26 protein-coding genes are annotated in these 25,807 nt (G+C 61.7%); 11 read left to right on the top strand and 15 right to left on the bottom strand.

Features of this window, described 5'->3' with window-relative positions; translation table 11 throughout:
• Positions 1 to 91 precede the first annotated feature (91 nt).
• Positions 92 to 1,447: a tryptophan--tRNA ligase gene (locus AD664_RS20745; protein ID WP_053149273.1), complete on the bottom strand. Its 1,356-nt coding sequence runs from the start codon at positions 1,445 to 1,447 to the stop codon at positions 92 to 94.
• Between the two features lie 24 nt (positions 1,448 to 1,471).
• Positions 1,472 to 2,101 (bottom strand): alpha/beta hydrolase, encoded by a 630-nt coding sequence (locus AD664_RS20740; RefSeq protein ID WP_053149270.1) that lies wholly within the window; start codon positions 2,099 to 2,101, stop codon positions 1,472 to 1,474.
• Between the two features lie 147 nt (positions 2,102 to 2,248).
• Between AD664_RS20740 and AD664_RS20735 the strand changes: the two genes are divergently transcribed.
• Positions 2,249 to 2,686, top strand: a complete 438-nt coding sequence (locus AD664_RS20735; RefSeq protein ID WP_053149266.1) for a YhcB family protein — start codon at positions 2,249 to 2,251, stop codon at positions 2,684 to 2,686.
• 232 nt (positions 2,687 to 2,918) lie between these two features.
• Here the strand turns inward: AD664_RS20735 and AD664_RS20730 are convergent, their stop codons facing one another.
• Together AD664_RS20730 and AD664_RS20725 are read right to left on the bottom strand one after the other, a co-directional pair.
• A complete protein-coding gene (locus AD664_RS20730) occupies positions 2,919 to 3,653 on the bottom strand; it encodes an OmpA family lipoprotein (protein WP_018604257.1) in 735 nt (244 codons plus the stop codon).
• A gap of 248 nt (positions 3,654 to 3,901) precedes the next feature.
• The gene (locus AD664_RS20725; RefSeq protein WP_053149263.1) at positions 3,902 to 5,077 is read right to left on the bottom strand and encodes an aspartate aminotransferase family protein; all 1,176 of its coding nucleotides are present in this window, start codon (positions 5,075 to 5,077) and stop codon (positions 3,902 to 3,904) included.
• 98 nt (positions 5,078 to 5,175) lie between these two features.
• Between AD664_RS20725 and AD664_RS20720 the strand changes: the two genes are divergently transcribed.
• From AD664_RS20720 to AD664_RS20705, 4 genes are all read left to right on the top strand, one after another.
• The gene (locus AD664_RS20720) at positions 5,176 to 6,093 is read left to right on the top strand and encodes a LysR family transcriptional regulator (RefSeq protein WP_053149260.1); all 918 of its coding nucleotides are present in this window, start codon (positions 5,176 to 5,178) and stop codon (positions 6,091 to 6,093) included.
• Between the two features lie 114 nt (positions 6,094 to 6,207).
• Positions 6,208 to 7,221, top strand: a complete 1,014-nt coding sequence (locus AD664_RS20715) for a sensor domain-containing diguanylate cyclase (RefSeq protein ID WP_053149470.1) — start codon at positions 6,208 to 6,210, stop codon at positions 7,219 to 7,221.
• A gap of 67 nt (positions 7,222 to 7,288) precedes the next feature.
• Positions 7,289 to 8,032: a DUF72 domain-containing protein gene (locus AD664_RS20710; RefSeq protein ID WP_053149258.1), complete on the top strand. Its 744-nt coding sequence runs from the start codon at positions 7,289 to 7,291 to the stop codon at positions 8,030 to 8,032.
• A 138-nt stretch (positions 8,033 to 8,170) separates the two neighbouring features.
• On the top strand, positions 8,171 to 8,875 hold the full coding sequence (locus AD664_RS20705) for a hypothetical protein (RefSeq protein ID WP_053149255.1): 705 nt from the start codon (positions 8,171 to 8,173) through the stop codon (positions 8,873 to 8,875).
• 342 nt (positions 8,876 to 9,217) lie between these two features.
• Here AD664_RS20705 and AD664_RS20700 read toward each other — a convergent pair whose 3' ends face one another.
• From AD664_RS20700 to hmpA, 9 genes are all read right to left on the bottom strand, one after another.
• The gene (locus AD664_RS20700) at positions 9,218 to 9,532 is read right to left on the bottom strand and encodes a DNA-binding transcriptional regulator (protein ID WP_053149252.1); all 315 of its coding nucleotides are present in this window, start codon (positions 9,530 to 9,532) and stop codon (positions 9,218 to 9,220) included.
• On the bottom strand, positions 9,529 to 9,873 hold the full coding sequence (locus AD664_RS20695; RefSeq protein ID WP_053149249.1) for a hypothetical protein: 345 nt from the start codon (positions 9,871 to 9,873) through the stop codon (positions 9,529 to 9,531). The genes AD664_RS20700 and AD664_RS20695 overlap by 4 nt, the downstream gene beginning before the upstream one ends.
• Before the next feature lie 138 nt (positions 9,874 to 10,011).
• Positions 10,012 to 10,899 carry a heme o synthase gene (gene cyoE / locus AD664_RS20690; protein ID WP_025211928.1) on the bottom strand — a complete coding sequence of 296 codons (888 nt, stop codon included), beginning with the start codon at positions 10,897 to 10,899 and terminating at the stop codon, positions 10,012 to 10,014.
• Between the two features lie 11 nt (positions 10,900 to 10,910).
• Positions 10,911 to 11,246: a cytochrome o ubiquinol oxidase subunit IV gene (gene cyoD / locus AD664_RS20685; protein WP_025211927.1), complete on the bottom strand. Its 336-nt coding sequence runs from the start codon at positions 11,244 to 11,246 to the stop codon at positions 10,911 to 10,913.
• Positions 11,247 to 11,873, bottom strand: a complete 627-nt coding sequence (locus tag AD664_RS20680) for a cytochrome o ubiquinol oxidase subunit III (RefSeq protein ID WP_042728257.1) — start codon at positions 11,871 to 11,873, stop codon at positions 11,247 to 11,249.
• Between the two features lie 3 nt (positions 11,874 to 11,876).
• Positions 11,877 to 13,907 carry a cytochrome o ubiquinol oxidase subunit I gene (cyoB, locus tag AD664_RS20675; RefSeq protein WP_053149246.1) on the bottom strand — a complete coding sequence of 677 codons (2,031 nt, stop codon included), beginning with the start codon at positions 13,905 to 13,907 and terminating at the stop codon, positions 11,877 to 11,879.
• 3 nt (positions 13,908 to 13,910) lie between these two features.
• Positions 13,911 to 14,858, bottom strand: coding sequence for a ubiquinol oxidase subunit II (gene cyoA, locus AD664_RS20670; RefSeq protein WP_042728255.1), 948 nt, complete (start codon positions 14,856 to 14,858; stop codon positions 13,911 to 13,913).
• Between the two features lie 777 nt (positions 14,859 to 15,635).
• A complete protein-coding gene (locus tag AD664_RS20665) occupies positions 15,636 to 16,145 on the bottom strand; it encodes a disulfide bond formation protein B (RefSeq protein WP_042728254.1) in 510 nt (169 codons plus the stop codon).
• A 309-nt stretch (positions 16,146 to 16,454) separates the two neighbouring features.
• The gene (gene hmpA / locus AD664_RS20660) at positions 16,455 to 17,636 is read right to left on the bottom strand and encodes an NO-inducible flavohemoprotein (protein ID WP_053149242.1); all 1,182 of its coding nucleotides are present in this window, start codon (positions 17,634 to 17,636) and stop codon (positions 16,455 to 16,457) included.
• A gap of 144 nt (positions 17,637 to 17,780) precedes the next feature.
• Between hmpA and norR the strand changes: the two genes are divergently transcribed.
• The 5 genes from norR to AD664_RS20635 all read left to right on the top strand — a co-directional run bounded on the left by norR (position 17,781) and on the right by AD664_RS20635 (position 22,936).
• Positions 17,781 to 19,337, top strand: coding sequence for a nitric oxide reductase transcriptional regulator NorR (gene norR, locus AD664_RS20655; protein ID WP_053149240.1), 1,557 nt, complete (start codon positions 17,781 to 17,783; stop codon positions 19,335 to 19,337).
• Positions 19,338 to 19,587: 250 nt separating this feature from the next.
• A complete protein-coding gene (locus AD664_RS20650) occupies positions 19,588 to 20,490 on the top strand; it encodes a chemotaxis protein CheV (protein ID WP_042728251.1) in 903 nt (300 codons plus the stop codon).
• A gap of 105 nt (positions 20,491 to 20,595) precedes the next feature.
• Positions 20,596 to 20,922 carry a hypothetical protein gene (locus AD664_RS20645; RefSeq protein ID WP_053149238.1) on the top strand — a complete coding sequence of 109 codons (327 nt, stop codon included), beginning with the start codon at positions 20,596 to 20,598 and terminating at the stop codon, positions 20,920 to 20,922.
• An 80-nt stretch (positions 20,923 to 21,002) separates the two neighbouring features.
• On the top strand, positions 21,003 to 21,752 hold the full coding sequence (locus AD664_RS20640; protein ID WP_053149235.1) for a YkgJ family cysteine cluster protein: 750 nt from the start codon (positions 21,003 to 21,005) through the stop codon (positions 21,750 to 21,752).
• Between the two features lie 212 nt (positions 21,753 to 21,964).
• Positions 21,965 to 22,936 (top strand): D-glycerate dehydrogenase, encoded by a 972-nt coding sequence (locus AD664_RS20635; protein ID WP_053149232.1) that lies wholly within the window; start codon positions 21,965 to 21,967, stop codon positions 22,934 to 22,936.
• 87 nt (positions 22,937 to 23,023) lie between these two features.
• On the opposite strand, the gene AD664_RS20630 is transcribed toward AD664_RS20635, so the two are convergent.
• Entirely contained in the window at positions 23,024 to 23,926 is a 903-nt protein-coding gene (locus AD664_RS20630; protein WP_053149229.1) for a DMT family transporter, read from the bottom strand.
• A 139-nt stretch (positions 23,927 to 24,065) separates the two neighbouring features.
• Here AD664_RS20630 and AD664_RS20625 point away from each other — a divergent pair, with 139 nt between their 5' ends.
• Complete coding sequence (locus tag AD664_RS20625; protein ID WP_053149226.1) at positions 24,066 to 24,944, top strand: AraC family transcriptional regulator; 879 nt, start codon at positions 24,066 to 24,068, stop codon at positions 24,942 to 24,944.
• A 76-nt stretch (positions 24,945 to 25,020) separates the two neighbouring features.
• Here AD664_RS20625 and AD664_RS20620 read toward each other — a convergent pair whose 3' ends face one another.
• Complete coding sequence (locus AD664_RS20620; RefSeq protein WP_053149223.1) at positions 25,021 to 25,431, bottom strand: HPF/RaiA family ribosome-associated protein; 411 nt, start codon at positions 25,429 to 25,431, stop codon at positions 25,021 to 25,023.
• Between the last annotated feature and the right edge of the window lie 376 nt (positions 25,432 to 25,807).

Genomic DNA, 25,807 nt, shown 5'->3' with positions numbered 1-25,807 from the left:
AAGGCAACAAAAACGGGCCGTCACTGTAGCGATGGCCCAAGGGAATGGCAATCGGCCCTTATTCGGGCCGATGGTCGGGTGGTCCGCTGGATCAGTCTTGAGCAGGCGTCAGGGCGACGCGCAATGCATCGATGGCGGCATCTCGGGCGGTGCTGTCGGAAAACTCCGGGCTGTGCGCCACACAGTCGTCGTCCAGCCACACACTGAAGCCCAGCTCGGTGTTGCGCACATCCAGCGGCTGGCCGGCCTGCAACTGCTTGGTGACCTGGCCGGCCGCCTTGCCATCGGCAAAATGACGGGACAGCAACAGTTGTTCACCGTCGGCCGCCAGCAGGCGGAAACGGAAGCTGCCGTCGTCTTCGCGGAAACTGACGAAGCGTGCCGCCTTGGCAGCCTTTTTCTTCGTGCCGGCTGCCACCTGGACCTGGCTGACGAACGAACGCAGGCCAACGGCCTCGCGCAGCTCATTGAGGAACGGCGTCGCCACGGCGCGGGCTTTCTTCGCGCCCAGTTGCAGGATGTCCTCGAGGTCCGACGGACGCTCGATGAGTTGGTGATAGCGCTCGCGGGCCTCGCCCAGCTCGCTGTCGAGCAACTGGAACAGGCGATTCTTCGCCTCGCCCCAACCCAGGCCCTGCAGCAATTCACTGCGGAACCCAGCCGCCTGGCCGGGCGTGGCGAAGGCCTGGAACAGGGTGAACAGGTGCGCGTTGTCCGGGTCCTTGGCTTCGCCCGGGGCACGAGAGTCGGTGACGATCCGCGAGATCGCGTCCTTCATGTCCTTGGCGCTGCTGAACAACGGAATGGTGTTGTCATAGCTCTTGGACATCTTGCGCCCGTCGAGCCCCGGCAGCGTGGCGACGCTTTCTTCGATCAGCGCCTCAGGCATGGTGAAGAACTCCTTGCCCTGGCCGAACAGATGATTGAAGCGCTGGCCGATGTCGCGGGCCATTTCCACGTGCTGGATCTGGTCGCGGCCGACCGGCACCTTGTGGGCGTTGAACATCAGGATGTCGGCGGCCATCAACACCGGGTAGCTGTACAGGCCCATGGTGATGCCGGCATCCGGGTCTTCGCCGGTTTCGACGTTCTTGTCCACCGAGGCCTTGTAGGCGTGCGCACGGTTGAGCAGGCCCTTGGCGGCGACGCAGGTCAACAGCCAGGTCAGCTCGGGGATCTCGGGAATGTCGGACTGGCGATAGAACGTCACGCGGTCCACGTCCAGGCCACCGGCCAGCCATGTCGCGGCGATTTCCAGGCGCGAGCGCTGGATGCGCAGCGGGTCATCGCACTTGATCAGGGCATGGTAGTCGGCCAGGAAGTAGAACGAGTCGGCATTGCTGTCGCGGCTGGCGACGATCGCCGGACGGATGGCGCCGGCGTAGTTGCCCAGGTGCGGGGTGCCGGTGGTGGTGATGCCGGTCAGGATACGGGTACGAGTCGTCATGGGTTATCGCTTGTCAGACTGCTGTCAATTCGAGAGGCGCGGCAGGATCAGATCCTTGAGATCGGTCAGCTTGCCATGAAAAAAGTGTCCGCATTCTGCCACTTTCAGCAGCTCATGGGGGCGTTGGAGCGCGTCGGACCATTCGTAGACGAGTTGGGGGTCGACGACTTCGTCGGTTTCCGGCTGGATCACGGTCAGTTCGCCGCCCACAGGCAAGGGCGATTGCGCGTCCAAACGCATCACCGCCGGGGCCACCATGAACAAGTGCTTGAGCGGTTGCCCGAGGGCTTCCAGGCGCCCGCCAAGGCTGGCCGCCACGAATCCGCCGAACGAGAAACCGAAGAGCGTCAGTGGCAGTTGCGGGTATTTTTCCTGCAGCCACGCCGCGGCGGCCTGGGCGTCGTCCACCTCGCCGGTGCCCATGTCATGGCTGCCAGCGCTGGCACCGACGCCACGATAGTTGAAACGCAACGTCACCAGGCCGGCATCCCGGGCAGTGCGTTGCAGGGTCGAAACCACTTTGTTGAGCATGGTCCCGCCCTGCACCGGGTTCGGGTGACAGATCAGCGCCAGGCCACGCGGGGTCTCGCTATCCAGGTACAGGGCTTCCAGTTGGCCCACCGGGCCGTCGATGAATACAGGGGTTTCGCGCATAAGCAAGGAAAGAACTCCGTGACCTCGAATAGGGTCAACTCGTCTAGCTAAAAGTCTGTGCCTGGCATGATTGCGATGTTCGTCGCGGTATACAGCGCAGGTCCGAGCCGTTAACGTAAAGCAAAGCCGTTTATAGAGGAAGGACTCGTGGAACACTCGCTCTTAGTTTGGTTGTTACCGACTCTTGCCCTGGTCGCGGGTGTCGCCATTGGATTCCTGCTTGCCCGACTGCTGCCCAACGCGGTGCCCAACAGCACCCAACGTCAGCTGGACGACATTCAGGAACGTTTCGACAGTTATCAGAATGAAGTGATCACTCACTTCAATAGCACCGCTTCGCTGGTGAAAAAACTCACCCAGAGCTACCAGGACGTACAGGATCATCTGTCCGAAGGCGCCAACCGCCTGGCCCTGGACGAACAGACTCGCCAACGCTTGCTCGCGGCCCTGCACGCCGACGCAGGCCAGGCGCCACGGGAACGCCTGACCCCGCCAAGAGAGGTCCAGGAACCGCCCCGTGACTACGCGCCCAAAGCCCCCAATTCGCCTGGCATGCTCGATGAGCATTACGGCTTGAAGAAGTAACGCCTGCCGCCAATAAAAAGCCCGCCCGATCACTTGATCGGGCGGGCTTTTTATTAGCCCAAGAAAATCTTCCTGTGGGAGCGAGCTTGCTCGCGATGACGGCGGCACATCTCACATCACCGGTTCAGGCAGACCGATATCGCGAGCAAGCTCGCGCCCACAGGGGTTGGCGCCAGCCACAAAAAACGGGGGCCATGTCTGCATGGCCCCCGTTTCATTTACCGCACAGCCGTTATGGGTACTGCTGGTAAGTCTGCCCCTGCTGCTGTGGCGCCTGGTATTGCTGGCCGGGGATGGCCTTGAGGTTGACTTCGACGCGGCGGTTCTGGGCGCGGCCATTGACGTCGGCGTTGCTGGCCACGGGGTTGTCCGGGCCGGCGCCACGGGCGCTCAGGTTGGCGCCGCTCACACCCTGGGACGTCAGGTAAGTCGCCACGCTTTGTGCACGACGCTGGGACAGGTCCATGTTGTGCTGGCGGCTGCCGGTGCTGTCGGTGTAACCGACGATCTCGATCTGGTTCTGGTTGAACTCCTTGAGGGAGTTCGCCAGGTTGTTCAGCGGCTGGTAGAAGCTGGACGCGATGTTCGCCGAGTCGGTGGCGAAGGTGATGTTGCCTGGCATGATCAACTTGATCTGGTCACCCTGGCGCTGCACTTCAACGCCGGTATTGGCCATGCTCGCACGCAGTTTCTTTTCCTGCTGGTCGGCGTAATAGCCGTAGCCGGCCGCGGACGCCCCGACCACCGCCGCACCGATCAACGCGCCTTTGCCACGGTTATCGTGGCCGATGGCCGCACCGGCCAATGCACCGGCCAGGGCGCCGAGGCCGCCGTACTTGGCGGTCTTGCTCATGCCGGAAGATTCCGTGGAGGCCTGGCCCTGGTTGTCATAAGGGTTAGGCGATGCGCAACCGGACAACAAGGCCACAGCGGTTGCGACGACGATCAAGCGACGCGAGGTGAACATGGAATGCTCCTGGTTTGAGTCTGGAGTGCCAGGGCGTAGGCAACCGACTCTGGCTGGCGTTTGAACGCGCCAATCGGCAAAAATTCCGTCCCGCTGCGTTTCGCCTGGCTGCGCTGCCTTGTGCAAGGGCCGCGGCTCAGGGCTTGGTCACCCGGTGTCGATGGCCGTCGTGCGGCCCGCTGCGCAAAGCCGATTGGTGGGGGCCCTGATCAGCGCAACCCCCCTGGTCTATTGGGCCTGGGCCGAGCTCAGCCCTCGGCGAGACTGCGGGCCACGCCCCTGACGATCATCTCCACTTCCCGTCCATCCAGGGTCAGTGGCGGCAGCAGGCGGATGATCTTGCCGCGGGTGACGTTGATCAGCAGGCCGTGATCCCGGGCCGCTCGCAGGGCCAGGTCGCGCACCGGTTGCTTGAGTTCGATGCCGATCATCAAGCCCTGGCCACGGATCGCCAGCACATTCGGGTTGTCCGCCAGCTCGGCCCGCAGCCGGTCGAGCAATTGCTCGCCCTGGCGCCGGGCGTTATCGACCAGCCCTTGCTCCTCGACAATCGCCAGCACCGTGCAACCGGCCCGACAAGCCAAGGGGTTACCGCCAAAGGTGCTGCCGTGGCTGCCGGGCGTGAACAGTTCGGCGGCCTTGCCCCGGGCCAGGCATGCGCCGATGGGCACGCCGTTGCCCAGGCCCTTGGCGAGGGTCATGACGTCCGGCACGATGCCCTCGTGCTGGAACGCGAACCACTGGCCCGTGCGACCGATGCCGGTCTGGATCTCGTCGAGCATCAGCAGCCAGGCCCGGCGGCTGCACAGTTGACGCAAGGCCTTGAGGTAACCGGGCGGTGCGAGTTGCACTCCGCTTTCTCCCTGGATCGGCTCGACCAGTACTGCGACGATGCGATCGGCATGAGCCCGCTGGACGTCCTCCAGCGCGGCGAGATCGCCAAACGGCACCTTGATGAAATCCCCAGGCAGGCGGTTGAAACCCAGGCGCACCGACGGGCCATCGCTGGCAGACATCGTGCCCAGGGTACGGCCGTGGAACGCGTTGTCCATGACCACCACCAACGGCTGCTCCACGCCCCTGTGCCAGCCATAGAGCCGCGCCAGTTTCAGCGCGGTCTCGTTGGCCTCGGCCCCCGAATTGTTGAAGAACACCCGCGTAAGCCCGGACAGTTCGGTGAGCTTGTGCGCCAGGCGTTGCTGCCAGTCGATGCTGTACAGGTTGGACGTGTGCAGCAACAGGCCGGCCTGTTCACTGATCGCCGCCACCAACCTGGGGTGGGAATGGCCAACGTTGGTCACCGCCACGCCCGCCACCGCATCAAGGTATTCGCGACCGTCCTGGTCCCACAGGCGCGTGCCCAAGCCGCGAGTGAAGCTCAGCGCCAGGGGTTGATAAGTGCACATCAGGCAGGCTGCGGTCATGACATCAAGCTCCATCGGGTGGTTTTTTCCAGTATGGTTAGCCACTCTTGCTGGATAAACGCCGCTTTACTTCAATCATTTAAAAGCCGAGCTTGATAATGGACCTGTTCCAGGCAATGACCGTCTACGTGAAAGTGGTGGAAACCGGCAGCCTGACCGCTGCGGCCCAGGCGTGCGAAATGTCCACCACCATGGTGGGCAATCATCTTCGCGCGCTGGAACAGCGTCTGGGTGTGCGCCTGATCAACCGGACGACCCGACGCCAGCGCCTGACCGAATTCGGCTCGACCTACTATCAGCGCTGCCTGGAAGTGCTGGGGCTGGTGGCCGACTCCGAACGCCTGGCCGAACAGACGCAAGGCGAACCCACCGGCACCCTGCGCATCACCGCACCACTGACCTTCGGCACCGAACGCCTGGCCCCGGCACTGGCGGATTTCAACCAGCGTTTTCCCCAGGTCAAGCTCGACGTGGTGTTGACCAACCAGCGCCTGGACCTGCTCGACCACGGGTTCGATGTCGCCATCCGCCTGGGTCATCCCGATCCGAAGATGATCGCCCGGCCATTGATGGACTACACCCTCACCGTCTGTGCGTCCAAGGCTTACCTGGCTCGACGAGGCACACCAAGGCAACCCGCCGACCTGCAACAGCATGATTGCCTGTCGTTCGCCTACTCGGCGGGAGACGAGTGGCGCTTCGCCCAGGACCACTGGCCGATCAACGGGCCCGAGGGCGAGATCAAGGTGCCGGTGAACGGCCCCATGCTGATCAACAGCTCTTCCGGCCTGCACCGTGCCGCGCTGGCCGGCATGGGCGTGGTGATGCTACCCGACGCGTTGGTGGCCCAGGACCTGAAGGACGGACATCTGGTGGCGCTGCTGCAGGATTACCAATTGCCCCACCGGCCCATGAGCCTGATGTACGCACAGGATCGCTACCGTCTGCCGAAGCTGCGCAGTTTTGTCGAGTTCGCCCTGCAGCGTTGGGGTAAACCTCGAACAGGGGCCGAATGAGCGCATGACGAGGCTCGCCCGGACGCCGTGCGGCGCTAGTGGCGCACCGTCCCATCGGCTACTCTTCAACCGCGGACGAGCATTTTGATATCAAGGTTGATTGAGGGACGCATGATGGGAAATGCCTCGAACATGGACGCGCTGCGGTTCGACTTGTCGGACCTGGACGAAGGCGTGCTGCACACCATCCTGGAGCTGGTCAGCGACGGCATCTGGGACTGGAACGCCAATACCGGTTTCGTCTACCGCAACCCCGGCTGGTACACGATGCTGGGTTACTCGCCGCACTCCCTCGACAACACCGTGTTGACCTGGGAAAACGTGATCCATCCCGAGGACTACCCACGGGTGATGGCGTTGTTCGACGATTACCTGGAGCAGCGCTCCACCGGCTACCAGGCCGAGTACCGCTGCCGCATGCGCGACGGCGGCTGGCTCTGGATCGAGGACCGCGGCTACATCATCGCCCGCAACCCCGACGGCACGGTGGCGCGCATGCTCGGCGCCCACCGCAGCATCGACGACAAGAAGCGCCTGTTCGAACAACTGGAGCGGCGCAATTCGTCATTGGAAGCGGCCATCGAAGAACGCACCCGCGAGCTGTCCCGGGTCAACCAGCAGTTGCAGGTCCAGCTCGATGAAAACCGCAGGCTGGCCGAAACCGACGCGCTGACGCGGGTTGCCAATCGCTATCGCCTGGAACAGGCCCTGCCGCTGGCGTGCGAGCGCGCCCAACGCTTTCGCGAGCCGTTGTGCCTGATCGCCATGGATGTCGATGACTTCAAGGACATCAACGATCGCTACGGCCACGCGTTCGGCGACGCGGCTCTGGTGCAAGTGGTGCAGAGTGTCCGGCGCAGCGAGCGTGACGGCGACTTGCTGGCGCGCTGGGGCGGCGATGAATTCATTCTGATCTTGCCCAACACCACCCTGGCTGACGCCCGGCTGGTGGCCGAAACCATTCGCCGTGGCCTGTCCGACCTGCTGCCGGTGGGCGACTTCCAGATCACCATGAGCTTCGGCGTGGTGCAGCGCCTCGACGATGAACAGCAGGCGGCGCTGCTGAACCGGGCGGACCAGGCGCTGTATCGCTCCAAGATGGCGGGCAAGAACGTGATCTGCGAGTAAAAAAGAATGCAGCTTCGAGGCTCGTGAAAGGGTCACAAGGGTATCGTCTGTCACCCGGTTTTCGACCTTGCCGACTCAATCCACTTCACCGTCTCGCGTTTACCTGGGCTGCGCCGGCTGGTCGCTGCCCCGGGAGCAGTGGCCTGCGTTTCCCGTCGAAGGAACTCATCTGCAGCGCTACAGTGCTCGATTCAGCGCCGTCGAGATCAACAGCTCGTTCTACCGTGCGCATCGCCCTGCCACCTACGCCAAGTGGGCTGACAGCGTCGCCTCCGACTTCCGGTTCTCGGTCAAGGTACCCAGGCAGATCACCCATGAACGGCGCCTGATCGATTGCGAAGGATGGGTGGACGAGTTCCTGGGGCAGTGTTCGCAGTTGGGCGAAAAACTCGGGTGCCTGTTGATTCAATTGCCGCCCTCGCTGGCCTTCGATGACGCCGTCGCCCAGGCGTTCTTCACGGCCCTGCGTGACCGATACCAAGGCCCGGCCGTGCTGGAGCCGCGACATCCGAGCTGGCTTGCGCCGCAGGCCATGGCGCTGTTGCAGGCCGAGCGAATCGGCCGTGTCGCGGCCGACCCATCGCCCTTGCCCGGCGGCGACCAGCCCGCCGGCTGGCCGGGCATCCGTTACTATCGCCTGCACGGCTCGCCACGGATCTACTACTCGCCCTACGAAGACGCCTGGCTGGCGCACCTGGCCGACCACCTGAAGGCCGATCCGCACACGCCGACCTGGTGCATCTTCGACAACACCGCCAGCGGCGCCGCGACAGCCGACGCCTTGCGGCTGATGACGCTGTTGCACGACTGAACACCGAGCCCGCCAACAAATGCGCACCGGCCAACGGTCCGACCGTGACAACGTTGCCCGCGTCCAATAGATTAGTCGGCCGGAAAAAGCTCAACGCCTTTCTCGCCTCATCCCGCTAACAGAAGTAGTGAAATTTCAATGTCCGATTCCAACACCGCTGAATCCGTAGTCACCCTCTCGTCCAAAGCGGAATACGAAAACTCCATCAATCTTTCACAGCATCTGCCCCAGGCCAAGAGCATCAGCGAGATGGTCCTGGATGCCTTCCAGTCGAAGCGCGAAAGCGATCAGATCCGCGAACTGCGCACCGCCATCCGCCAGGCCCACGATGCGTTCGACGATGACAAGGCCTACGAACTGATGGGCCAGCTCAAGCAACTCAAGGACGCCGAAGCCGCCGACTTCGCGGCACTGGAAGACTTGAGCAGCCGCTTCCCCATCAGCCGCATCCTGTCGAGCTACAAGGATGACCCGGCGTTTCAGGAACTGGTCTATGGCCTGGCCTTGAAGGTGCTGAACCAGACCCACCAGGCCATCAGCAACCCGAGCGGCGGCAAAGGCAAGGCCTCGCGTGCCAAGAAGGACGCCGAAGTCTTTGTCATCAGCAAGGACGGCATCAGCGTCACCCTGCCCTTGCGCACACCGCGCTCCAAGCCGAACGTCGACCGCGAAGCCTTCGAGTTCCTGGGCTTCAACTTTGTCGGCGAAGGCGATGACGCCGAACTGGAAAACGACCTGTTCCTGGACAACGACGGCACCGAACAACCGGTCACCCGTAAAAGCATCATCACCGCCCTGCAACAGCAGAAGGCCTTCGACGGCTACAGCATCGCCCAGCAATAACCTGTCACCCGAAGCCATTTTTTGTGGGAGCGGGCTTGCTCGCGAAGACGTCGTGTCAGCCAACATCACCGTCAACTGCACCACCGCATTCGCGAGCAAGCCCGCTCCCACAAGGTTTTTTGACGAACGTTGATCCTGCGGCCAACCCGAACAACTGTGGGAGCGGGCTCGCCCGCGAAGGGGCCGGTACATCCAACATCGTGCAAGCTGACCCTCCGCATTCGCGAGCAAGCCCGCTCCCACAAGGGTTCAACGGCGTTCACTGCCCCAGACACCTTCGCAAAAAAACCCCGCGCTTCTCTCGAAGGCGGGGCTTTTTCATGGCAGCGATGCGGGCGTTCCTCAAACAGTTGCGAGCCGCTCGACCATGTCTGGAAACTTCTCGACCAACCTGATCAACAGCGCCGCCTGGGCATTGGGCCTGGACTTTTCCTGCTCCCAGTTCCTGAGCGTGCCAGGACTGGTCCTGATGCTCTTGGCGAAAACGGCTTGGGACATGTGGAGCTTGTCACGCAACGCCACAATTTCCTGGGCCGATACCTCGGGCGCCGGTTTATCTTCGATCGATACCTGGCGAAGGGTCAGCTTGCCCCCCCGGTGAGCGGCCATTTCCTCGATGCCCTGCATCATCTCGGCAAACAGATCACGTTTTTTCATAAGGTACCTCGCACTTTCAACTCAGCCTCAATGGCGCGCTTGAGCGACTTCTCTTGCTCGCGGGTCAGGTTTTCCAACTCGTCCTTGTCATAAATCGCGAACATCCAGAACTGAAGATCATTCATGAGCCAATAGTAAATGACTCGCAAACCACCTCGCTTCCCCTTGCCACGACGCTCATCGAACCAGCGCAGCTTACGAAAGCCGCCGGTACGTGGCATGACGTCACCGGCCGTTGGGTGCTGCAGCAGATAGGACTGGAGCAAACGATATTCATCGTCAGTCAGGTAATGTCCCACCGTGGCGGTGAACGCAGTCGTTTCAAAAAATAAGATATGCATGGCAGAAACTATAAGCAAATTGCCTACAGTTCAACACGCCATAATCTATTGCGACGAATGACAGTCAATCCAGGCCTGTCTACACAAAAAACCCCGCGCTTCTCTCGAAGGCGGGGCTTTTTGTACAGCGTCTGAAGCTTAGGGTGCGTACGTCAGCAGCAGCTCACTGGGCACCTTGAAGTCCAGGGACATCATGACGCTCAGGGCGGTGATGGTGAAGATCGAGAACACGAACAGCTTGCGTGCCCAGACCGTGTCATCCACGGCCTTGTAGCCGGTCCAGGCCATGTACAGCCAGTACATGCCCATGGCGGCGGCGACGGCGAGGTAGCTCATGCCGGCGTAGCCGCTGAAGGTCAGCATCAAGGTCGCCACGAGGAAGGCCAGGATGTAGAGCAGGATGTGCTTCTTGGCCACCCGGATGCCGCGCTTGACCGGCAACACCGGAATCGAAGCCGCCAGGTAGTCGTTGAAGCGGAAGATCGCGATGGCATAGGAATGCGGCATCTGCCACAGGCTGAACATCACCAGCAGCGTCAGCGCGGCCATGTCGAAGCTGTTGCTCACCGCGACATAGCCGATCACCGGCGGCATCGCCCCCGACAGGCTGCCCACCAGCGTGCCGTGGACCGACTTGCGCTTGAGGTACAGGCTGTAGAGGCCGACGTAGATCACAAAGCCGATCACCGCGAACAACGCTGCCAACGGGTTGGCCACCCGATACAACAGCGCCACCCCGGCCACGCCCAGCACCGTGGCGAACGCCAGGGCCAGTTGCACCGGGATCAGGCCCTGGACCAGGGCTCGGTTCTTGGTGCGCTCCATCTTGATGTCGATGTCGCGGTCGATGCAGTTGTTGAATACGCACCCCGACGCGACCACCAGGGACGTGCCGATCATCGCCGCCAGGAAGATGGCCAGATCGACATGCCCTTTCGAGGCCAGGAAAAACCCGCCTGCCACAGAAAGCACGTTACCGAAAATGATCCCCGGCTTGGTGATTTGGATAAAGTGCTTTAAGGACATCCGGACTTTCCTCAGTGCGCCATCATGTTGGTGTGGATGCTGAACATGATCCACAACGACAGGCCGACCAGCAGGACAATCACGATCGCGGCAAAGACAAACGCGACCACGTTGTTGCGTTGGGCGGCGGAGCGGTCCAGGTGCAGGAAGTACACCAGGTGCACCAGTACCTGGACCACGGCGAAGATCAGGATGATCCACAGGGTCAGGCTCTTGGGCAGCGTCGGGTACATCACCAGGCCGAACGGAATGACGGTCAGGATCACCGACAGGATGAAACCGATGGCGTAGGACTTGACGCTGCCGTGGCCGGCGTCGTGGCCATCGTGGGAATGTGCGTTAGCCATTTACAGGGTCCCCATCAGATAAACAACGGTGAATACGCAGATCCACACCACGTCCAGGAAGTGCCAGAACAGGCTCAGGCAGCTCAGGCGCGTCTTGTTGGTAGCGGTCAGGCCGTTTTTCTGGACCTGGTACATCATGATCGCCATCCAGATCAGGCCGCTGGTCACGTGCAGGCCGTGGGTGCCGACCAGGGTGAAGAAGCCCGACAGGAAGCCGCTGCGGTTCGGACCGTAGCCTTCGGAGATCAGCATGTGGAACTCGTTGATCTCCATGCCGATGAAGCCGGCACCGAACAGGAAGGTCATGGCCAGCCAGCCCAGGACCTGGTTCTTCTTGCCCTTGAACAACGCCAGCATGGCGAAGCCGTAGGTGATCGAGCTGAACAGCAGCAAGGCGGTTTCGCCCAGTACGTACGGCAGCTCGAAGATGTCGTGGCCCGACGGGCCACCGGCGACGTTGTTTACCAGCACCGCGTATGCCGCGAAGATCGACGCAAACAGAATGCAGTCGGTCATCAGGTAGAGCCAGAAACCGAATACGGTCATCTCGCCCGAGTCGTGGTGATGGTCATCGTGCCCATGGTCATGACCATGGGCGTGTCCAACATTGGTCACTAAGTTCGACATGGTTTAAGCCTGTTCCAACGAGGTTTCAACACGGGTGGCGGAGGCTGGGATCTTCCCGGCCGCGACCAGACGTTTGTGCTGCTCGGCTTCGGTGCGCTCGATGACATCCACCGGCACCATGTAGCCCTGATCGTCACGGGCAGCATGAATCACGAAATACGCCACGGTGCCGACCAGGCTTGCGATGGCCAGCCACCAGATGTGCCAGATCATCGCGAAACCGAACACCGTCAACAGGCCGCCCATGACCACACCGGTGGCGGTGTTGTTTGGCATGTGGATCGGCTCGTACTTGGCCGGAACCTGGTACGCGGTACCGTTTTCCTTGGCTTCGGTGAACGGGTCGATGACGTCTGCCTTCGGCAGCACGGCGAAGTTGTAGAACGGTGGTGGCGACGAGGTCGACCATTCCAGGGTATGGGCATTCCACGGGTCACCGTGCTCGCACATGTTCTCTGGCTTGTTGCGGTCGCGCACGCTGACATACAACTGGATCAGCTGGCAGGCGATACCGACCGCGATCATCAACGCACCGAACATGGCGACGTACAGGTACGGCACCCACTCAGGGTTGGTGGTGGTGTTCAGGCGACGGGTCATGCCCATGAAGCCCAGGACATAGAGCGGCATGAACGCGACGAAGAAGCCGGTGATCCAGAACCAGAACGCTGCCTTGCCCCAGCCTTCGTGCAGCTTGAAGCCGAACGCTTTCGGGAAGTAGAAGGCGAAGCCGGCGATATAGCCGAACACCGCACCGCCGATGATCACGTTATGGAAGTGCGCGATCACGAACAGGCTGTTGTGCAGCACGAAGTCAGCACCCGGGATGGCCAGCAATACGCCGGTCATGCCGCCAATGGCGAAGGTCACCATGAAGCCCAGGGTCCACATCACGTGGCTGGTGAAACGCAGACGGCCCTGATAGATCGTGAACAGCCAGTTGAACAGCTTCACCCCGGTCGGGATCGAAATCAGCATCGTCGCCAGGCCGAAGAAGGCGTTGACGCTCGCACCCGAACCCATGGTGAAGAAGTGGTGCAGCCAGACCATGAAGCCCAGCACCGAGATCGCGCCGCTGGCGTAGATCATCGAGTGGTGGCCGAACAGTTTCTTGCCGGAGAACGTCGAGATGACTTCGGAGAAAATACCGAACGCCGGCAGGATCAGGATGTACACCTCGGGGTGACCCCAGGCCCAGAACAGGTTCACGTACATCATCGGATTCCCACCCAGTTCATTGGTGAAAATGTGGAAATCCATGTAGCGGTCAAGCGTCAGCAGAGCCAGGGTAGCGGTCAGGATCGGGAACGAAGCGACGATCAGCACGTTGGCCCAGGTGCAGGTCCAGGTGAAGATCGGCATGTCCATCAACTTCATGCCAGGGGTACGCATTTTCAGCACGGTGGCGAGGAAGTTGACCCCCGTCAGCGTCGTACCCAACCCGGATAGCTGTAGCGCCCAGATGTAGTAATCCATCCCCACGCCCGGACTGTATTGCAAGCCCGACAGCGGCGGATAGGCCACCCAACCGGTCTTGGCGAATTCGCCAACGCCCAGGGACAGGTTGATCAGCACCACGCCGGACACCAGCAGCCAGAAGCTCAGGGAGTTCAGGAACGGGAAGGCAACGTCACGCGCGCCGATCTGCAGCGGCACTGCAAGGTTCATCAGGCCGGTGAAGAAAGGCATCGCCATGAAGATGATCATGATCACACCGTGGGCGGTGAAGATCTGGTCATAGTGTTCAGGCGGCAGGTAGCCAGGCGAACCCTCGGTGGCCATGGCCAACTGGGTACGCATCATGATGGCGTCGGCAAAACCACGCAGCAGCATGACCATGGCGACGATGATGTACATCACGCCGATTTTCTTGTGGTCGACCGAGGTCAGCCATTCGGTCCACAGGTAGGTCCACTTCTTGAAGTAAGTGATACCCGCAAACAGCGCCAGGCCACCGAGCGCGATGATGGCGAGGGTCACCATGACAATCGGCTCGTGGAACGGGATCGCTTCCCAACTTAATTTACCAAACATCGTTTACTCCTCTGCCCCGGCAGCTGAATGCGAACTCATGTCCATCCCTTCCATGTTGTGAGCCACTTCCTTCTCTTTCTTCTCGTGGTGCATCGGCTTGCCCGGGTTCATCCCTTCATACTTGTCGATGATGGTCTGGAACAGGTTCGGCGTGACCGAGGAGTAGAGTTCGACTGGGTTGTTCTGGCTCGGCTTGGAAAGGGCTTCGTATTCAGCCTTTTCAAGCTGTTTAGGTGCCTTTTTCACTTCGTTGACCCAGGCGTCGAAATCTTCCTGGGTCGTGGCGATTGCCTTGAACTTCATGCCGGTGAAACCTGCACCGCTGTAGTTGGCGGAGATACCGTCGAGTTCAGCGTTCTGGTTGGCAATCAGGTGCAGCTTGGTCTGCATGCCCGCCATCGCGTAGATCTGGCCGCCCAGGCCCGGGATGAAGAACGAGTTCATCACGGTGTCGGAGGTGACCTTGAAGTTGATCGGCGTGTGGGCCGGGAACACGATCTTGTTGACGGTGGCGATGCCTTGTTCCGGGTAGATGAAAAGCCACTTCCAGTCCATCGAGACGACTTCGATGGTGACCGGCTTGACGTCCGAATCCAGCGGACGGTACGGGTCCAGGGCGTGGGTCGACTTGTAGGTGACATAACCCAGGGCAATGATGATCAGGACTGGAATCGTCCACACCGCGACTTCGATCTTGGTCGAGTGCGACCACTTCGGCGTGTACACGGCCTTGGTGTTGGACGCGCGGTATTTCCAGGCGAACAGGAAGGTCATGACGATAACCGGCACGACCACCAGCAGCATCAGCAGCGTGGCGGTGATGATCAGGTTGCGCTCATCCAGGCCGACCTGGCCCTTGGGATCGAGCAGGGTCATGTTGCAGCCTCCCAGCAGCAACGTGCCGAGCAACGGCAACAAGCCTAGTAATCGGGGGTACCTGTTTTTACTCATCTCACGACCTCTAAAGCAGCTTGCGCAATGCAGTTGGGTTTTGATCGCCAACACTTCACCCTGCCAAGGGTTGGCATTTTTCTTGGATTGAATAAGGGCTGCCCGTCGAACGTCAGACGCTGTTCGACACATCCTGGGCCAGCAGTGAGTTCTTATTCGTTGGTCAAAAGGCCTAGTTCAAGCCCAATTCCATTTGGTGCGGGTATTGGAGGCTCCGACACCTGGGGTCGCATGGGGCGCTGGCGCCCTTCGACCGCCTTCGTGCTCAAAGCCTGAGCCGGGTCGGAAAATCGGTGCGGGCGATTGTAGTGAGCTGAGGCGCTGTAGACCATGTTTCATCCCGAAATAATTTTTCTCCGATCCGGCAATAATCCTTCACCGAAATTGCAACAGGCCAGCATGTTATCGAAATTGATTCTCAACAAGAACCCCAAAAAAGGTAAGGCTACTACGCCCGATTTAGACAGCCTGGCGTATTCACGGTGGAGATTTTTTCGCGCAAAGCGCCTGTTTTACGGGGGTTGGGCCGCCCGTCGCTTCGCTGTTAAAAATGCCTGCTGGCCGGGAAGAGGGTTTTACGAAATCCGCCGAGCTTTTGTTACAGGAGTGGGTGTTTATTCACCCCCGCAAAGGCGGTAGGACTCCAAATATGTGACAACATGTCGCACATTGTCGCAGGCCATTCTTGCCTCGGATCAAGGACGACCCGCCACAAGGCTGAAACGAAAAACGCCCCGGCTCTGCTGGAGAGAAACCGGGGCGTTCAGCAAGGGGGATTCAGCGCAATTGCTTGCGGTTGCGCGACACCAGCAAGGGCACCAGCACCACCGTCAGGACGAAGGCCACCAGGGCCCATTGCGCCAGGGACAGGCCGAGGATCGGCGGGTAGGGGGTGGAGCAGAAGCCATCGACCTGGAACCCCAGCGGGAAGATCTTCGCCAACGGCAGACCATCGACAATCGGCTGTAACACGTCGACGCCGCAGCTGACGGCCGGGAAGAACTGGGTGTACACGTGATGCCCCGCCACCCCCGCGCCGGCCAGGGCACTGAGCACCACCAGCCCCTCGAAAATCGTCACGCTGCGACGGGTGCGCATGGCCGCACCAATAAAGGCGAAGATTGCGATCAGCAATAGCGCATAGCGCTGCAGGATGCACAGCGGGCACGGCGCCTCGCCGAGGGCCACCTGCATGTACAGCGCGCCGCCGATCAACGCCAGGCAGATCAGCCCCAGCAACACCAGATAGCGCCGCTCACGACCTAACCGCGTCATTTCCTCATTCATTGCGTTTCCCTTTGTCTACATGGATCAACGCGCGGCCTTGCAACACTCGGCGCGCCATCGGATGGCCGAAGTCTACACGCTGACCATGACAGTGAACGAGCGGCCGCCGGCAACTTTGCAGGCACTAGACAGGAAAAGCGTTAAGGGCGGATTAATTTGCGTGGGTGCAGGGGCTTTGGGAATGGGATTGGGCATGCTGGCCCCTTCGTGAGCAAGCTCGCTCCCACTGGTTTTTTCGGGGTGTTCACGGGCTGTGTTCACGGGCTGTGTTCACGCCAAAACGTTATGGGAGCGGGCCTGCCAGGCTGGTTACTCCAGTGCCGCTGCCGGCCCGAAGAATTCGTAGCGGCTCTGCCCATCCGGCACGCCCAGGGCCTTGAGGTGGCGCTTGACGGCGCCCATGAAGCCCTTCGGCCCGAGGAAGTAAGCATCCAGGTCACGCTGTTCCGGCAGCCAGTGCGCCAGTTGCACTTCGCTCAACAACCCGACCTTGTCAGCCGGCGGGCTCACGCCGTCGTCTTCGTCGTAGCAATAGAAACGCTTGAGCTGCGGGTGCCGTTTGGCCAGGTCATCGATCCAGTCACGGAACGCATGGGCCCGGCCGTTGCGGGCACAGTGGATGAAATGCACCGGGCGCTCGGTTTGCAAAGCCGCCTGCAACATCGCCAGGGTCGGGGTGATGCCAACGCCGCCACTGATCAGCACCAGCGGCTTGTCGCTGGCCGTCAGGTAGAAATCCCCGGACGGCGGGAACAACTGGATGCTGTCGCCGACCTGGACATGATGATGCAGGTGGTTGGACACCCGCCCGCCCGGCTCGCGCTTGACGCTGATCCGGTACTGGCCGTTGTCCGCCAGGGCCGACAGCGAATAGTTGCGACGCACTTCCTCACCGTCCAGGATCAGCTTCATACCGATGTACTGGCCGGGCTCGGCGAGCAGGATCGGGCCCTTGTCCGCTGGCTCGAAGTAGAACGACGTGATCTCCGAGCTCTCCTGCACCTTGGCCGTCAGCACGAACGTCCGCTCGCCACGCCAGCCACCCGGCGCCGCGGCTTTCCGCTCATACAGGCCGGACTCGGCACCGATCAGGATATCGGCCAATTGGTTGTAGGCCGCCGCCCACGCGGAAATCACTTCGGGGGTGGCGATTTCTTCGCCCAGCACCTCGGCAATCGCCCGCAGCAGGCAGGAACCGACAATCGGATAATGCTCCGGCAGGATCTGCAAGGCGACGTGCTTGTTGACGATCTTCGCCACCAGGTCTCCCAACTGGTCGAGCTGGTCGATGTGGCGGGCATACATCAACACGCCATTGGCCAATGCCCGGGGCTGATCGCCGCTGGCCTGGTGCGCCTGGTTGAACAGCGGGCGCACCTCAGGGTACTCGGACAGCATCATGCGGTAGAAATGGGTGATCAGTGCCTCGCCGCCGCTTTCCAGCAATGGAACGGTGGCACGAATAATGGCGCGTTGTTCTTGACTGAGCATTAAGGTGACTCCTGATGTGTACGGATACCCTCTCTTATCAGATTCCATGCCAATATTTTTATTGTTATTTATCAATTACTTATAAATAAAGTAGTCATAAAGACACAGATCGACTTATAGTCCTTGTGACTACATGGAGTCATTATGACCGCAACCTCCCTGCTCACCTCCCTGCTGCCGCTGGTGGCCGACCTGTCTCGCGAATTGCCTGAGGGCGAACGCTATCGACGCCTGCTCGGCGCCTTGCGCGCGTTGCTGCCTTGCGATGCGGCCGCCTTGTTGCGCCTTGACGGAGACTGCCTGGTGCCCCTGGCGGTGGATGGATTGAGCGCCGACACACTGGGCCGGCGCTTCCGGGTCAGCGAACACCCGCGCTTCGAGGCCCTGCTGGCCAACCCGGAACCTACCCGCTTCGCCGCCGACAGCGCTCTGCCCGACCCCTACGACGGCTTGGTCGAAGGCCTGGACGAACACCTTGAAGTCCATGACTGCATGGGCTGCCCGCTGTTCGTCGATGAGCGCCCCTGGGGCCTGCTGACCCTCGACGCGCTGGACCCGGGGCGCTTCGAACCGATCGATCTCGGTGCCTTGCAAGCCTTCGCCAGCCTCGCCGCCGCGACGGTCAGCGCTGCCGAACGCATTGAGCGCCTGGCCTTGAAGGCCGAAGACGAACACCGTCGCGCCGAGGTCTACCGCCAGGCCAGCGGCCAACAGCACCGCGACATGGTCGGCCAGAGCAAGGCCCACAAACGCCTGGTGGAAGAAATCAACCTGGTGGGCGGCAGCGACCTGACCGTGCTGATCACAGGTGAGACCGGGGTCGGCAAGGAACTGGTGGCCCAGGCCATCCATGGCGCCTCGAAACGCGCCGAACAGCCGCTGATCAGCCTCAACTGCGCCGCCCTGCCGGACACGCTCGTAGAAAGCGAGCTCTTCGGCCATGTACGAGGAGCCTTCACCGGCGCCACCAGTGACCGCCGAGGCAAATTCGAACTGGCCGACGGCGGGACATTGTTCCTCGACGAAGTGGGCGAGCTGTCACTGACCGTCCAGGCCAAGCTGCTGCGCGTGCTGCAAAGCGGCCAGTTGCAACGGCTGGGCTCGGACAAGGAGCACCGGGTCGATGTACGGCTGATCGCGGCCACCAATCGCGACCTCGCCGAAGAAGTGCGCAACGGCCGTTACCGAGCCGACTTCTATCATCGCTTGAGTGTGTATCCGCTGCAGGTTCCGGCGCTGCGCGATCGCGGCCGGGACGTGCTGTTGCTCAGCGGCTTCTTCCTGGAGCAGAACCGTTCGCGCATGGGCCTGGGCAGCCTGCGCCTGAGCAGCGATGCCCAGGCGGCTCTCTTGGCCTACGACTGGCCGGGCAATGTGCGCGAGCTGGAGCACCTGATCGGCCGCAGCGCCTTGAAGGCCCTGGGCCGTTGCGCGGTGCGACCGAAAATCCTCAGCCTCGGCGCCCAGGACCTGGACCTGCCGCAAGTCGCTGTGGATAACGCCGCGCCCTCGACCGTCAATCCGCAGCCCGACATGACCGGGGTCACCGGGGATCTGCGCGAAGCCGTCGATCAGTTCCAACGCAACCTCATCGGCGCGGCCCTGGAACGCCACCAGCACAACTGGGCCAGCGCCGCCCGTGAGCTGGGCCTGGACCGGGCGAACCTTGGGCGGATGGCGCGGCGGTTAGGGCTTAAATAGCTGTGTGTAACTAGGGCGCTTGCCCCCGGTCAGGTTGCACAGCGCCCCTCTCTTTATGGGCGCTGCGCACCCAAGCGGGAGCAAGCTCCCTCGCCACACAAAAGCCATCTGCCCAGTGCGTCTGTCCAAGACGATCCCGCTGTCGACAGGTTTCCCCCTAAAGCCTGCCCCCAACGGGTCGATAACCCGTTATCACAAGCTGTTCTGGCGTTCTTCACGCTCGCCCCACCTTTTTCCACAGAAGGTTTTTATGTCTTCCAACAAAGCCCGCGCAGATTCACTTTCGCTTCTGCTGTTTACCTTGCGCAGCGGCAAGCTGATGGCGATCAACCTGCTCAAGGTCAGCGAAATCATTCCCTGCCCGCCGCTGACCAAGCTGCCGGAGTCGCACCCGCACGTCAAAGGCATCGCCACCCTGCGCGGCACATCGCTGTCGGTGATTGACCTGAGCCGCGCCATCGGCGAACGCCCCTTGGAAGATCCGGACGGCGGCTGCCTGATCGTCACCGATGTCAGCCGTTCCAAGCAGGGCCTGCATGTGCAGGCCGTGAGCAAGATCGTCCACTGCCTGACCACCGACATCAAACCGCCGCCCTACGGTTCCGGCGGCGTGCGGGCGTTCATCACCGGCGTGACCTCGGTGGATGGCACCCTGGTGCAAGTGCTGGATATCGAAAAGGTCATCCACGGCATCGCGCCGGCACAAATCGAAACCGCGCCCACCGAGCTGAGCATGGAAGACGCCGAGGTACTGGGCAACGCCCGGATCCTGGTGGTCGATGACAGCCAGGTCGCGCTGCAACAATCGGTGCACACGTTGCGCAACCTGGGCCTGCAATGCCACACCGCCCGCAGCGCCAAGGAAGCCATCGAATGCCTGTTGGACCTGCAAGGCACCGCAGGGCAGATCAACCTGATCGTCTCTGACATCGAGATGTCCGAGATGGACGGCTACGCCCTCACCCGGACCCTGCGCGAAACACCGGACTTCGCCCACCTCTACGTGTTGCTGCACACTTCCCTGGACAGCGCCATGAACGCCGAAAAGGCCCGCCTGGCCGGCGCCAATGGCGTGCTGACCAAGTTCTCCTCGCCGGAACTGACCAAGTGCCTGATCACCGCTGCCAAGGCCGTGGCCGAACAAGGTCACTGAAACCTATCGGCCCGGCTGTGGCGCCTGCGTTCCAACGCCGGGGCCATCGCCGTCCGGCAACCTCAGGCATACTCGTGCCCTGACATCCCGGAACGAGGCCCTTCGATGAAAACCCGCACATTGATTCTCCTTGGCTTCACCGCCCTGGCCGCCCAGGCCCATGCCTCCAGCCCGGACGCCTGGGCTGCCTACGATAAAGCCGTGCTGGCCAGCTGCGTCAAGGCCAGTGGCCTGAAGAACGTCGAACCGGTGGGCAGCGCCGCGCAATTCGACGATCGGGTCGGCTACACCGCACTGTTGCTGCAAGGCCAGTACCCACAGAAACACATGAAAGGGGCGACCGGTACCGAGTTGTGCCTCTACCGCAAGAAGACCAAGACCGCCCATGTGACCGAGTGGGACTCGATCCGCCCCGCCTCCGCCGATCGGTGAATGGCGCATAACTTGCTTCGCCCGGCGCATCACGGCGTTTTTTTGTCGCCGCTTTCCAGCCATCTGCGAACGGGCGTTCAATGAGCACAAGGTTTTCCTGCGTAGGGTGCGGCAAATGCTGCTCCGACCACCACGTCCCCCTGACCCTTTCGGAGGCTCGGATGTGGGCCGAGGACGGCGGCCAGGTCATTGTCCTGGTGGAAGCCTTCCTGTCCAACGGGCTCGGCCTGCCAACGACGCAACGCGAGCATGCCGAGCGGCGCTCGGCGGTGGTCCGCAGCGGCACTGCCGAGGCCCGCGTGGCGATCACGTTCGCCGCCTACAACGCCGGCCCCTGCCGCAATCTTGACGCAGACAATCGGTGCAGCATCTACGAACGCCGCCCTTTGGTGTGCCGCATCTATCCGATGGAAATCAACCCGCACATCCCTCTCAATCCAGCGGCCAAGGATTGCCCGCCACAATCCTGGGAAACCGGCCCGCAACTGATCGTCGGCGGCACGTTGGTCGATGAGGAACTGGCCACGCTGATCGAACGCTCGCGCCAGGCCGATCGCGAAGACATCGCGACCAAGGACCGCATCTGCGCCGCCCTGGGCATTCGCACCACCGCGCTGAAAGGCGACGGCTTCACCGCGTACCTGCCAGACATGAGCGCATTTGCCAGCGCGCTCGACCAGGTGCAATTGCAGCCAACGGAGCAGGCAACCGGTGAATGGCTGTTCCATCTGTCCGGTGATGACGTAGCCCGCGAAGTCATGGCCTGTGGGGCGCGGGTCGTCACCGAGGCAGCCTCGGATTATGCGTTTATCTCGCTGCGGGCCGCCTAGGCCTACGGGACGGCAACGTCATCCCCTGTGGGAGCGGGCTTGCTCGCGAAGGCGGGCTTGAATTGAACATTGATGCAAGCTGACCCGACGTCTTCGCGAGCAAGCCCGCTCCCACAGGGGAAATTATGAGTGTTCCATCAGGCCCCCTCTCGCCTAACCCTCGCCGGGAATGTTAGCGTGCTTGGTATTCTCTGCCAGACGAGCCTTGCACGATGAAAAAAACCGTACTTGCCTTCAGCCGTATCACGCCTCAGGTGGTCGAGCGCCTGCAACAGGACTTCGACGTGATCGTGCCCAACCCGTCGAACGGCGACATCAATGCCCAGTTCAACGAAGCCCTGCCCCACGCCCACGGTCTGATCGGGGTCGGGCGCAAGCTGGGGCGCGAGCAACTGCAAAACGCCGCGAACCTGCAAGTGGTGTCCAGCATTTCGGTGGGCTTCGACAACTACGACCTGGCCTACTTCAATGAGCGCGGAATCCTGCTGACCAACACCCCCGACGTGCTCACCGAAAGCACAGCCGACCTGGCCTTCGCCTTGCTGATGAGCAGCGCCCGCCGTGTGGCGGAGCTGGATGCCTGGACCAAGGCCGGGCAGTGGCAAGCCACGGTGGGGCCACAATTGTTCGGCACCGACGTGCACGGCAAGACCCTGGGCATCGTCGGCATGGGCAACATCGGCGCCGCCATCGCCCGCCGTGGCCGGTTCGGGTTCAACATGCCGATTCTCTACAGTGGCAACAGCCGCAAGCCCGAGCTGGAAAGCCAGTTGGGCGCACAATTTCGCGAGCTGGATCAGTTGTTGGCCGAAGCGGACTTCGTGTGCCTGGTCGTGCCATTGAGCGAGAAGACCCGCCACCTGATCGGGCAGCGCGAGCTGGGCCTGATGAAGTCCAGTGCCATCCTGGTCAACATTTCCCGCGGCCCGGTGGTGGATGAGCCGGCGCTGATCGAAGCCTTGCAGAGCCAGCGCATCCGCGGCGCCGGGCTGGACGTGTACGAAAAAGAACCGCTGGCTGAATCGCCGCTGTTCCAGCTGAAAAATGCCGTCACCCTGCCCCACATCGGCTCCGCCACCTTCGAGACCCGTGCCGCCATGGCCGACCTGGCCGTGGATAACTTGCGCAGTGCCTTGATGGGCGAGCGGCCGCAGAACCTGGTCAACCCACAAGTCTGGAAATAAGCCACCCGGCAGATCGGCTGCCAAGGGAGGCAAACCGTGGCGAGGGGGCTTGCTCCCTCGCCACGGTTTATCTCTGGACGTTATAGGTCAGCGTGCGCCCAAGGCGACATTCGTCGCCACTGGCCGAGGCTTGCGAAACACCAGCACGTTCCCCAGCATCACCAATACCAGACCGACCAAGGCTGGCGCCGTCCACTGGTAGCCTTCGGCAACTGCCGAGACATTCAACGCCACCACCGGAAACAGCACCGTGCAATACGCCGCCCGCTCCGGCCCCATGCGTCCGACCAGCGTCAGGTAGGCAGTAAAGCCAATCACCGAGCCCGGAATCACCAGGTACAACAGCGAACCGATGTAGCGCGAGTTCCACTCCATGTCGAAGGCAATGCCTTTGAAGGCACACCAGGCCGCCAACATCATCGCGCCATAGGCCATGCCCCAGGCGTTGGTGGTCAAGGGCTTGAGACCGGCTTTCTGTTGCAGGCTCGAGAGCATGTTGCCCGCCGAGAAACACAAGGTGCCCAGCAGCGCCAATGCCAACCCGAGCAGCGTTTGCGGGCTGGCGTGGTGGCCGACCAACTCCGGCCAGAACAGCAACGCCAACCCCGACAACCCTAGCGCGCCCCCCAACAGCACGTTTCGGGCAATCCGCTGACCGAAGAACACCCGGGCATTGAGGGCGTTCCAGAGCGTGGCGGTGGAAAACACCACGGCGACCAAACCACTGGGGATCCACTGGCTGGCGGTGAGAAAGCACATGAAGTTGATGCAAAACAGGCACAGGCCCTGGGCCACGCAAATCAGGTGACCGCGCCGGTTCATCACTTGCAGCCGCCGGCTGAGCAGCAGCAGCGCGAACAGGATCAACGCGGCGAGACCGAAGCGGTAGACAATCGACACCGGGATGGCAACGACGCCCAGTTGCAGTTTCAGCGCGATCCAGGTCGTGCCCCAGATGAGCACGGTGAGCAGGTACAACGAGAGGTTCATGGCAACAACTCCTGACAATGACCTCCAGTATCACGACGCCATCCAACCGGCACTTGCATAAACTTGCGGTTTTGTCGGCGACCAGGCTGGCAGACGCCAGCCGACAGAGTAGGATGCAAGGCGTTGGAGAGAACCGATCATGCCCACACTGCAAACCCTGCAAGTCTTCCAAGCCCTCGCCAGTTCGCCCAATGCTCGCCTGGAGCACAGCGCCGAGCTTGGCGACGGCATGGCAGCCGCCCTGTGGAGCAATCATCATGACGCCCGGGACTATGAGGCTCCGACCCACCACACGCTGTCGTGCTACATCGCGGGTGGCACCGGCACGTTTCGCCGCGAGCGGCCTGCCACCACCGGCGGCCCCGACAAACTCTGCATCCTGCCGGCCGGGCATGAGTCGGCCTGGGTCATCAACGGCGATATTCGACTTGCCCACTTGTACTTCAGCCCGGAACAATTCGCCCTCGGGTGCGTCACGCTGCTGGACCGCGAGCCCCGTCAGGTGCAACTGCACGAGGCGACATTCCTCGACGACCCGCAGCAGGCCAGGCGTTTTCGCCAGTTGATCGCCTTGAACTGGGACGAGCCCGGCGAACGGCTGTTGACCTCCAGCCTGGCCCACGACCTGCTCGACCACCTGCTGCTCAGCCAGGTCGGCCAGCGCCAGGGGCTGCGCCTCAAGGGTGGCCTGGCCGCGCACCAGCGGCGCTTGCTGGTGGAGTACATCGACAGCCACCTGGCCGACGCCATCAGCCTCGGTCAGCTGGCGGCGCTGTGTGCACTGTCGCACTACCACTTCGCGCGGATGTTTCGCGAAAGCTTCGAGCTGCCTCCCCACCAATATGTGCTGGCAAGGCGCCTGGCACGGGCTCGGCAGCTGTTGCGCAGCACCTCGCAACCGCTGGGCGACGTGGCATTGGCCTGTGGATTTGCCAGCGCCAGCCACTTCACCAACCGTTTCCGCCAGGCGCTGGGCGCAACGCCGGGAGAGTATCGGCAAGCGTTCCTGACCCGATAATAGTGGCGCTGAAATGAAAAGGGCCTGCAATGCAGGCCCTTTTTCCGTTTCCGATGGGTTTAAATTGAACCGGGCATCAGCCGTGAAGCGCAGCCCGTTCGTTCTCCAGGAATTCTTCTTCCAGCAGCGCATCGGCCGATGCGACCGATTCGGTCGGCGCCGCACTGGCTGCGCGCTTGCCGCGCAATTTGCCGAACAGGTGCTCCAGGGCGTGCTCAAGCTTGGTCGCCGCACCTTCGATCGCCTGCTCCAGCGAATCGGCTTTGTGCGTCACGGAAACCGGCTGATGGCCTTTTGGCCGTGCCTCAAGCTGGCAACGCATGTCATGGGGACCCGGCTTGTCGCCGTTCTCGTCCCGCAAATGAACTTCAACCCGTGTCAGATCTTCTTCATAACGTTCGAGCGTGCTTTCGATGGTAGTACGTACCCACTCCTCCAGTCGGATGCTGCTTTGAATATGGTTATCGCTGTTGACTTGGATTTGCATAGTTCATCCCTTATTTCAGCTAGCTCGCCGGGGGCCATCGACGTGGGTGCAACGGCCCCTTGAGTACAGAGTCGGGCTGGCGGAGGAACAATTCAACCCCTGAAAAAAGAAAAATATCCATTTGCAAATAAAGCCGGACAACGGGCAAAAGCGCTGTTAATGTCGGGAGTTTCCTCGCTACACCATTCTTCAGAAAACCATCCTTGCTGCACCGTCGACGCACATGGCGCCCTGAAACGGGCAAGCGTTGCCGCCTCATTTCCATCCATTGCAGCCCGATGCCCCGCGAACATTGTCCGACGATTTTTCCGGCATGCCCCTTGCTACCCCATGAGAGAGCCGCCACCGGTCTAGCCCCTTTTCGGGTTGTCAGCCG

Source organism: Pseudomonas sp. P97.38 (assembly GCF_001269745.1).
In the GTDB taxonomy this organism is placed as follows: domain Bacteria; phylum Pseudomonadota; class Gammaproteobacteria; order Pseudomonadales; family Pseudomonadaceae; genus Aquipseudomonas; species Aquipseudomonas chlororaphis_E.
This window is presented reverse-complemented; position numbering and strand designations above follow the sequence as displayed.

Coding starts and splice junctions, on each gene's coding strand:
- AD664_RS20745 (WP_053149273.1), bottom strand. CDS start 1,447: ATGACGACTCGTACCCGTATCCTGACCGGCATCACCACCACCGGCACC.
- AD664_RS20740 (WP_053149270.1), bottom strand. CDS start 2,101: ATGCGCGAAACCCCTGTATTCATCGACGGCCCGGTGGGCCAACTGGAA.
- AD664_RS20730 (WP_018604257.1), bottom strand. CDS start 3,653: ATGTTCACCTCGCGTCGCTTGATCGTCGTCGCAACCGCTGTGGCCTTG.
- AD664_RS20725 (WP_053149263.1), bottom strand. CDS start 5,077: ATGACCGCAGCCTGCCTGATGTGCACTTATCAACCCCTGGCGCTGAGC.
- AD664_RS20720 (WP_053149260.1), top strand. CDS start 5,176: ATGGACCTGTTCCAGGCAATGACCGTCTACGTGAAAGTGGTGGAAACC.
- AD664_RS20715 (WP_053149470.1), top strand. CDS start 6,208: ATGGGAAATGCCTCGAACATGGACGCGCTGCGGTTCGACTTGTCGGAC.
- AD664_RS20705 (WP_053149255.1), top strand. CDS start 8,171: ATGTCCGATTCCAACACCGCTGAATCCGTAGTCACCCTCTCGTCCAAA.
- AD664_RS20700 (WP_053149252.1), bottom strand. CDS start 9,532: ATGAAAAAACGTGATCTGTTTGCCGAGATGATGCAGGGCATCGAGGAA.
- AD664_RS20695 (WP_053149249.1), bottom strand. CDS start 9,873: ATGCATATCTTATTTTTTGAAACGACTGCGTTCACCGCCACGGTGGGA.
- cyoE (WP_025211928.1), bottom strand. CDS start 10,899: ATGTCCTTAAAGCACTTTATCCAAATCACCAAGCCGGGGATCATTTTC.
- cyoD (WP_025211927.1), bottom strand. CDS start 11,246: ATGGCTAACGCACATTCCCACGATGGCCACGACGCCGGCCACGGCAGC.
- AD664_RS20680 (WP_042728257.1), bottom strand. CDS start 11,873: ATGTCGAACTTAGTGACCAATGTTGGACACGCCCATGGTCATGACCAT.
- cyoB (WP_053149246.1), bottom strand. CDS start 13,907: ATGTTTGGTAAATTAAGTTGGGAAGCGATCCCGTTCCACGAGCCGATT.
- cyoA (WP_042728255.1), bottom strand. CDS start 14,858: ATGAGTAAAAACAGGTACCCCCGATTACTAGGCTTGTTGCCGTTGCTC.
- AD664_RS20665 (WP_042728254.1), bottom strand. CDS start 16,145: ATGAATGAGGAAATGACGCGGTTAGGTCGTGAGCGGCGCTATCTGGTG.
- hmpA (WP_053149242.1), bottom strand. CDS start 17,636: ATGCTCAGTCAAGAACAACGCGCCATTATTCGTGCCACCGTTCCATTG.
- norR (WP_053149240.1), top strand. CDS start 17,781: ATGACCGCAACCTCCCTGCTCACCTCCCTGCTGCCGCTGGTGGCCGAC.
- AD664_RS20650 (WP_042728251.1), top strand. CDS start 19,588: ATGTCTTCCAACAAAGCCCGCGCAGATTCACTTTCGCTTCTGCTGTTT.
- AD664_RS20645 (WP_053149238.1), top strand. CDS start 20,596: ATGAAAACCCGCACATTGATTCTCCTTGGCTTCACCGCCCTGGCCGCC.
- AD664_RS20640 (WP_053149235.1), top strand. CDS start 21,003: ATGAGCACAAGGTTTTCCTGCGTAGGGTGCGGCAAATGCTGCTCCGAC.
- AD664_RS20635 (WP_053149232.1), top strand. CDS start 21,965: ATGAAAAAAACCGTACTTGCCTTCAGCCGTATCACGCCTCAGGTGGTC.
- AD664_RS20630 (WP_053149229.1), bottom strand. CDS start 23,926: ATGAACCTCTCGTTGTACCTGCTCACCGTGCTCATCTGGGGCACGACC.
- AD664_RS20625 (WP_053149226.1), top strand. CDS start 24,066: ATGCCCACACTGCAAACCCTGCAAGTCTTCCAAGCCCTCGCCAGTTCG.
- AD664_RS20620 (WP_053149223.1), bottom strand. CDS start 25,431: ATGCAAATCCAAGTCAACAGCGATAACCATATTCAAAGCAGCATCCGA.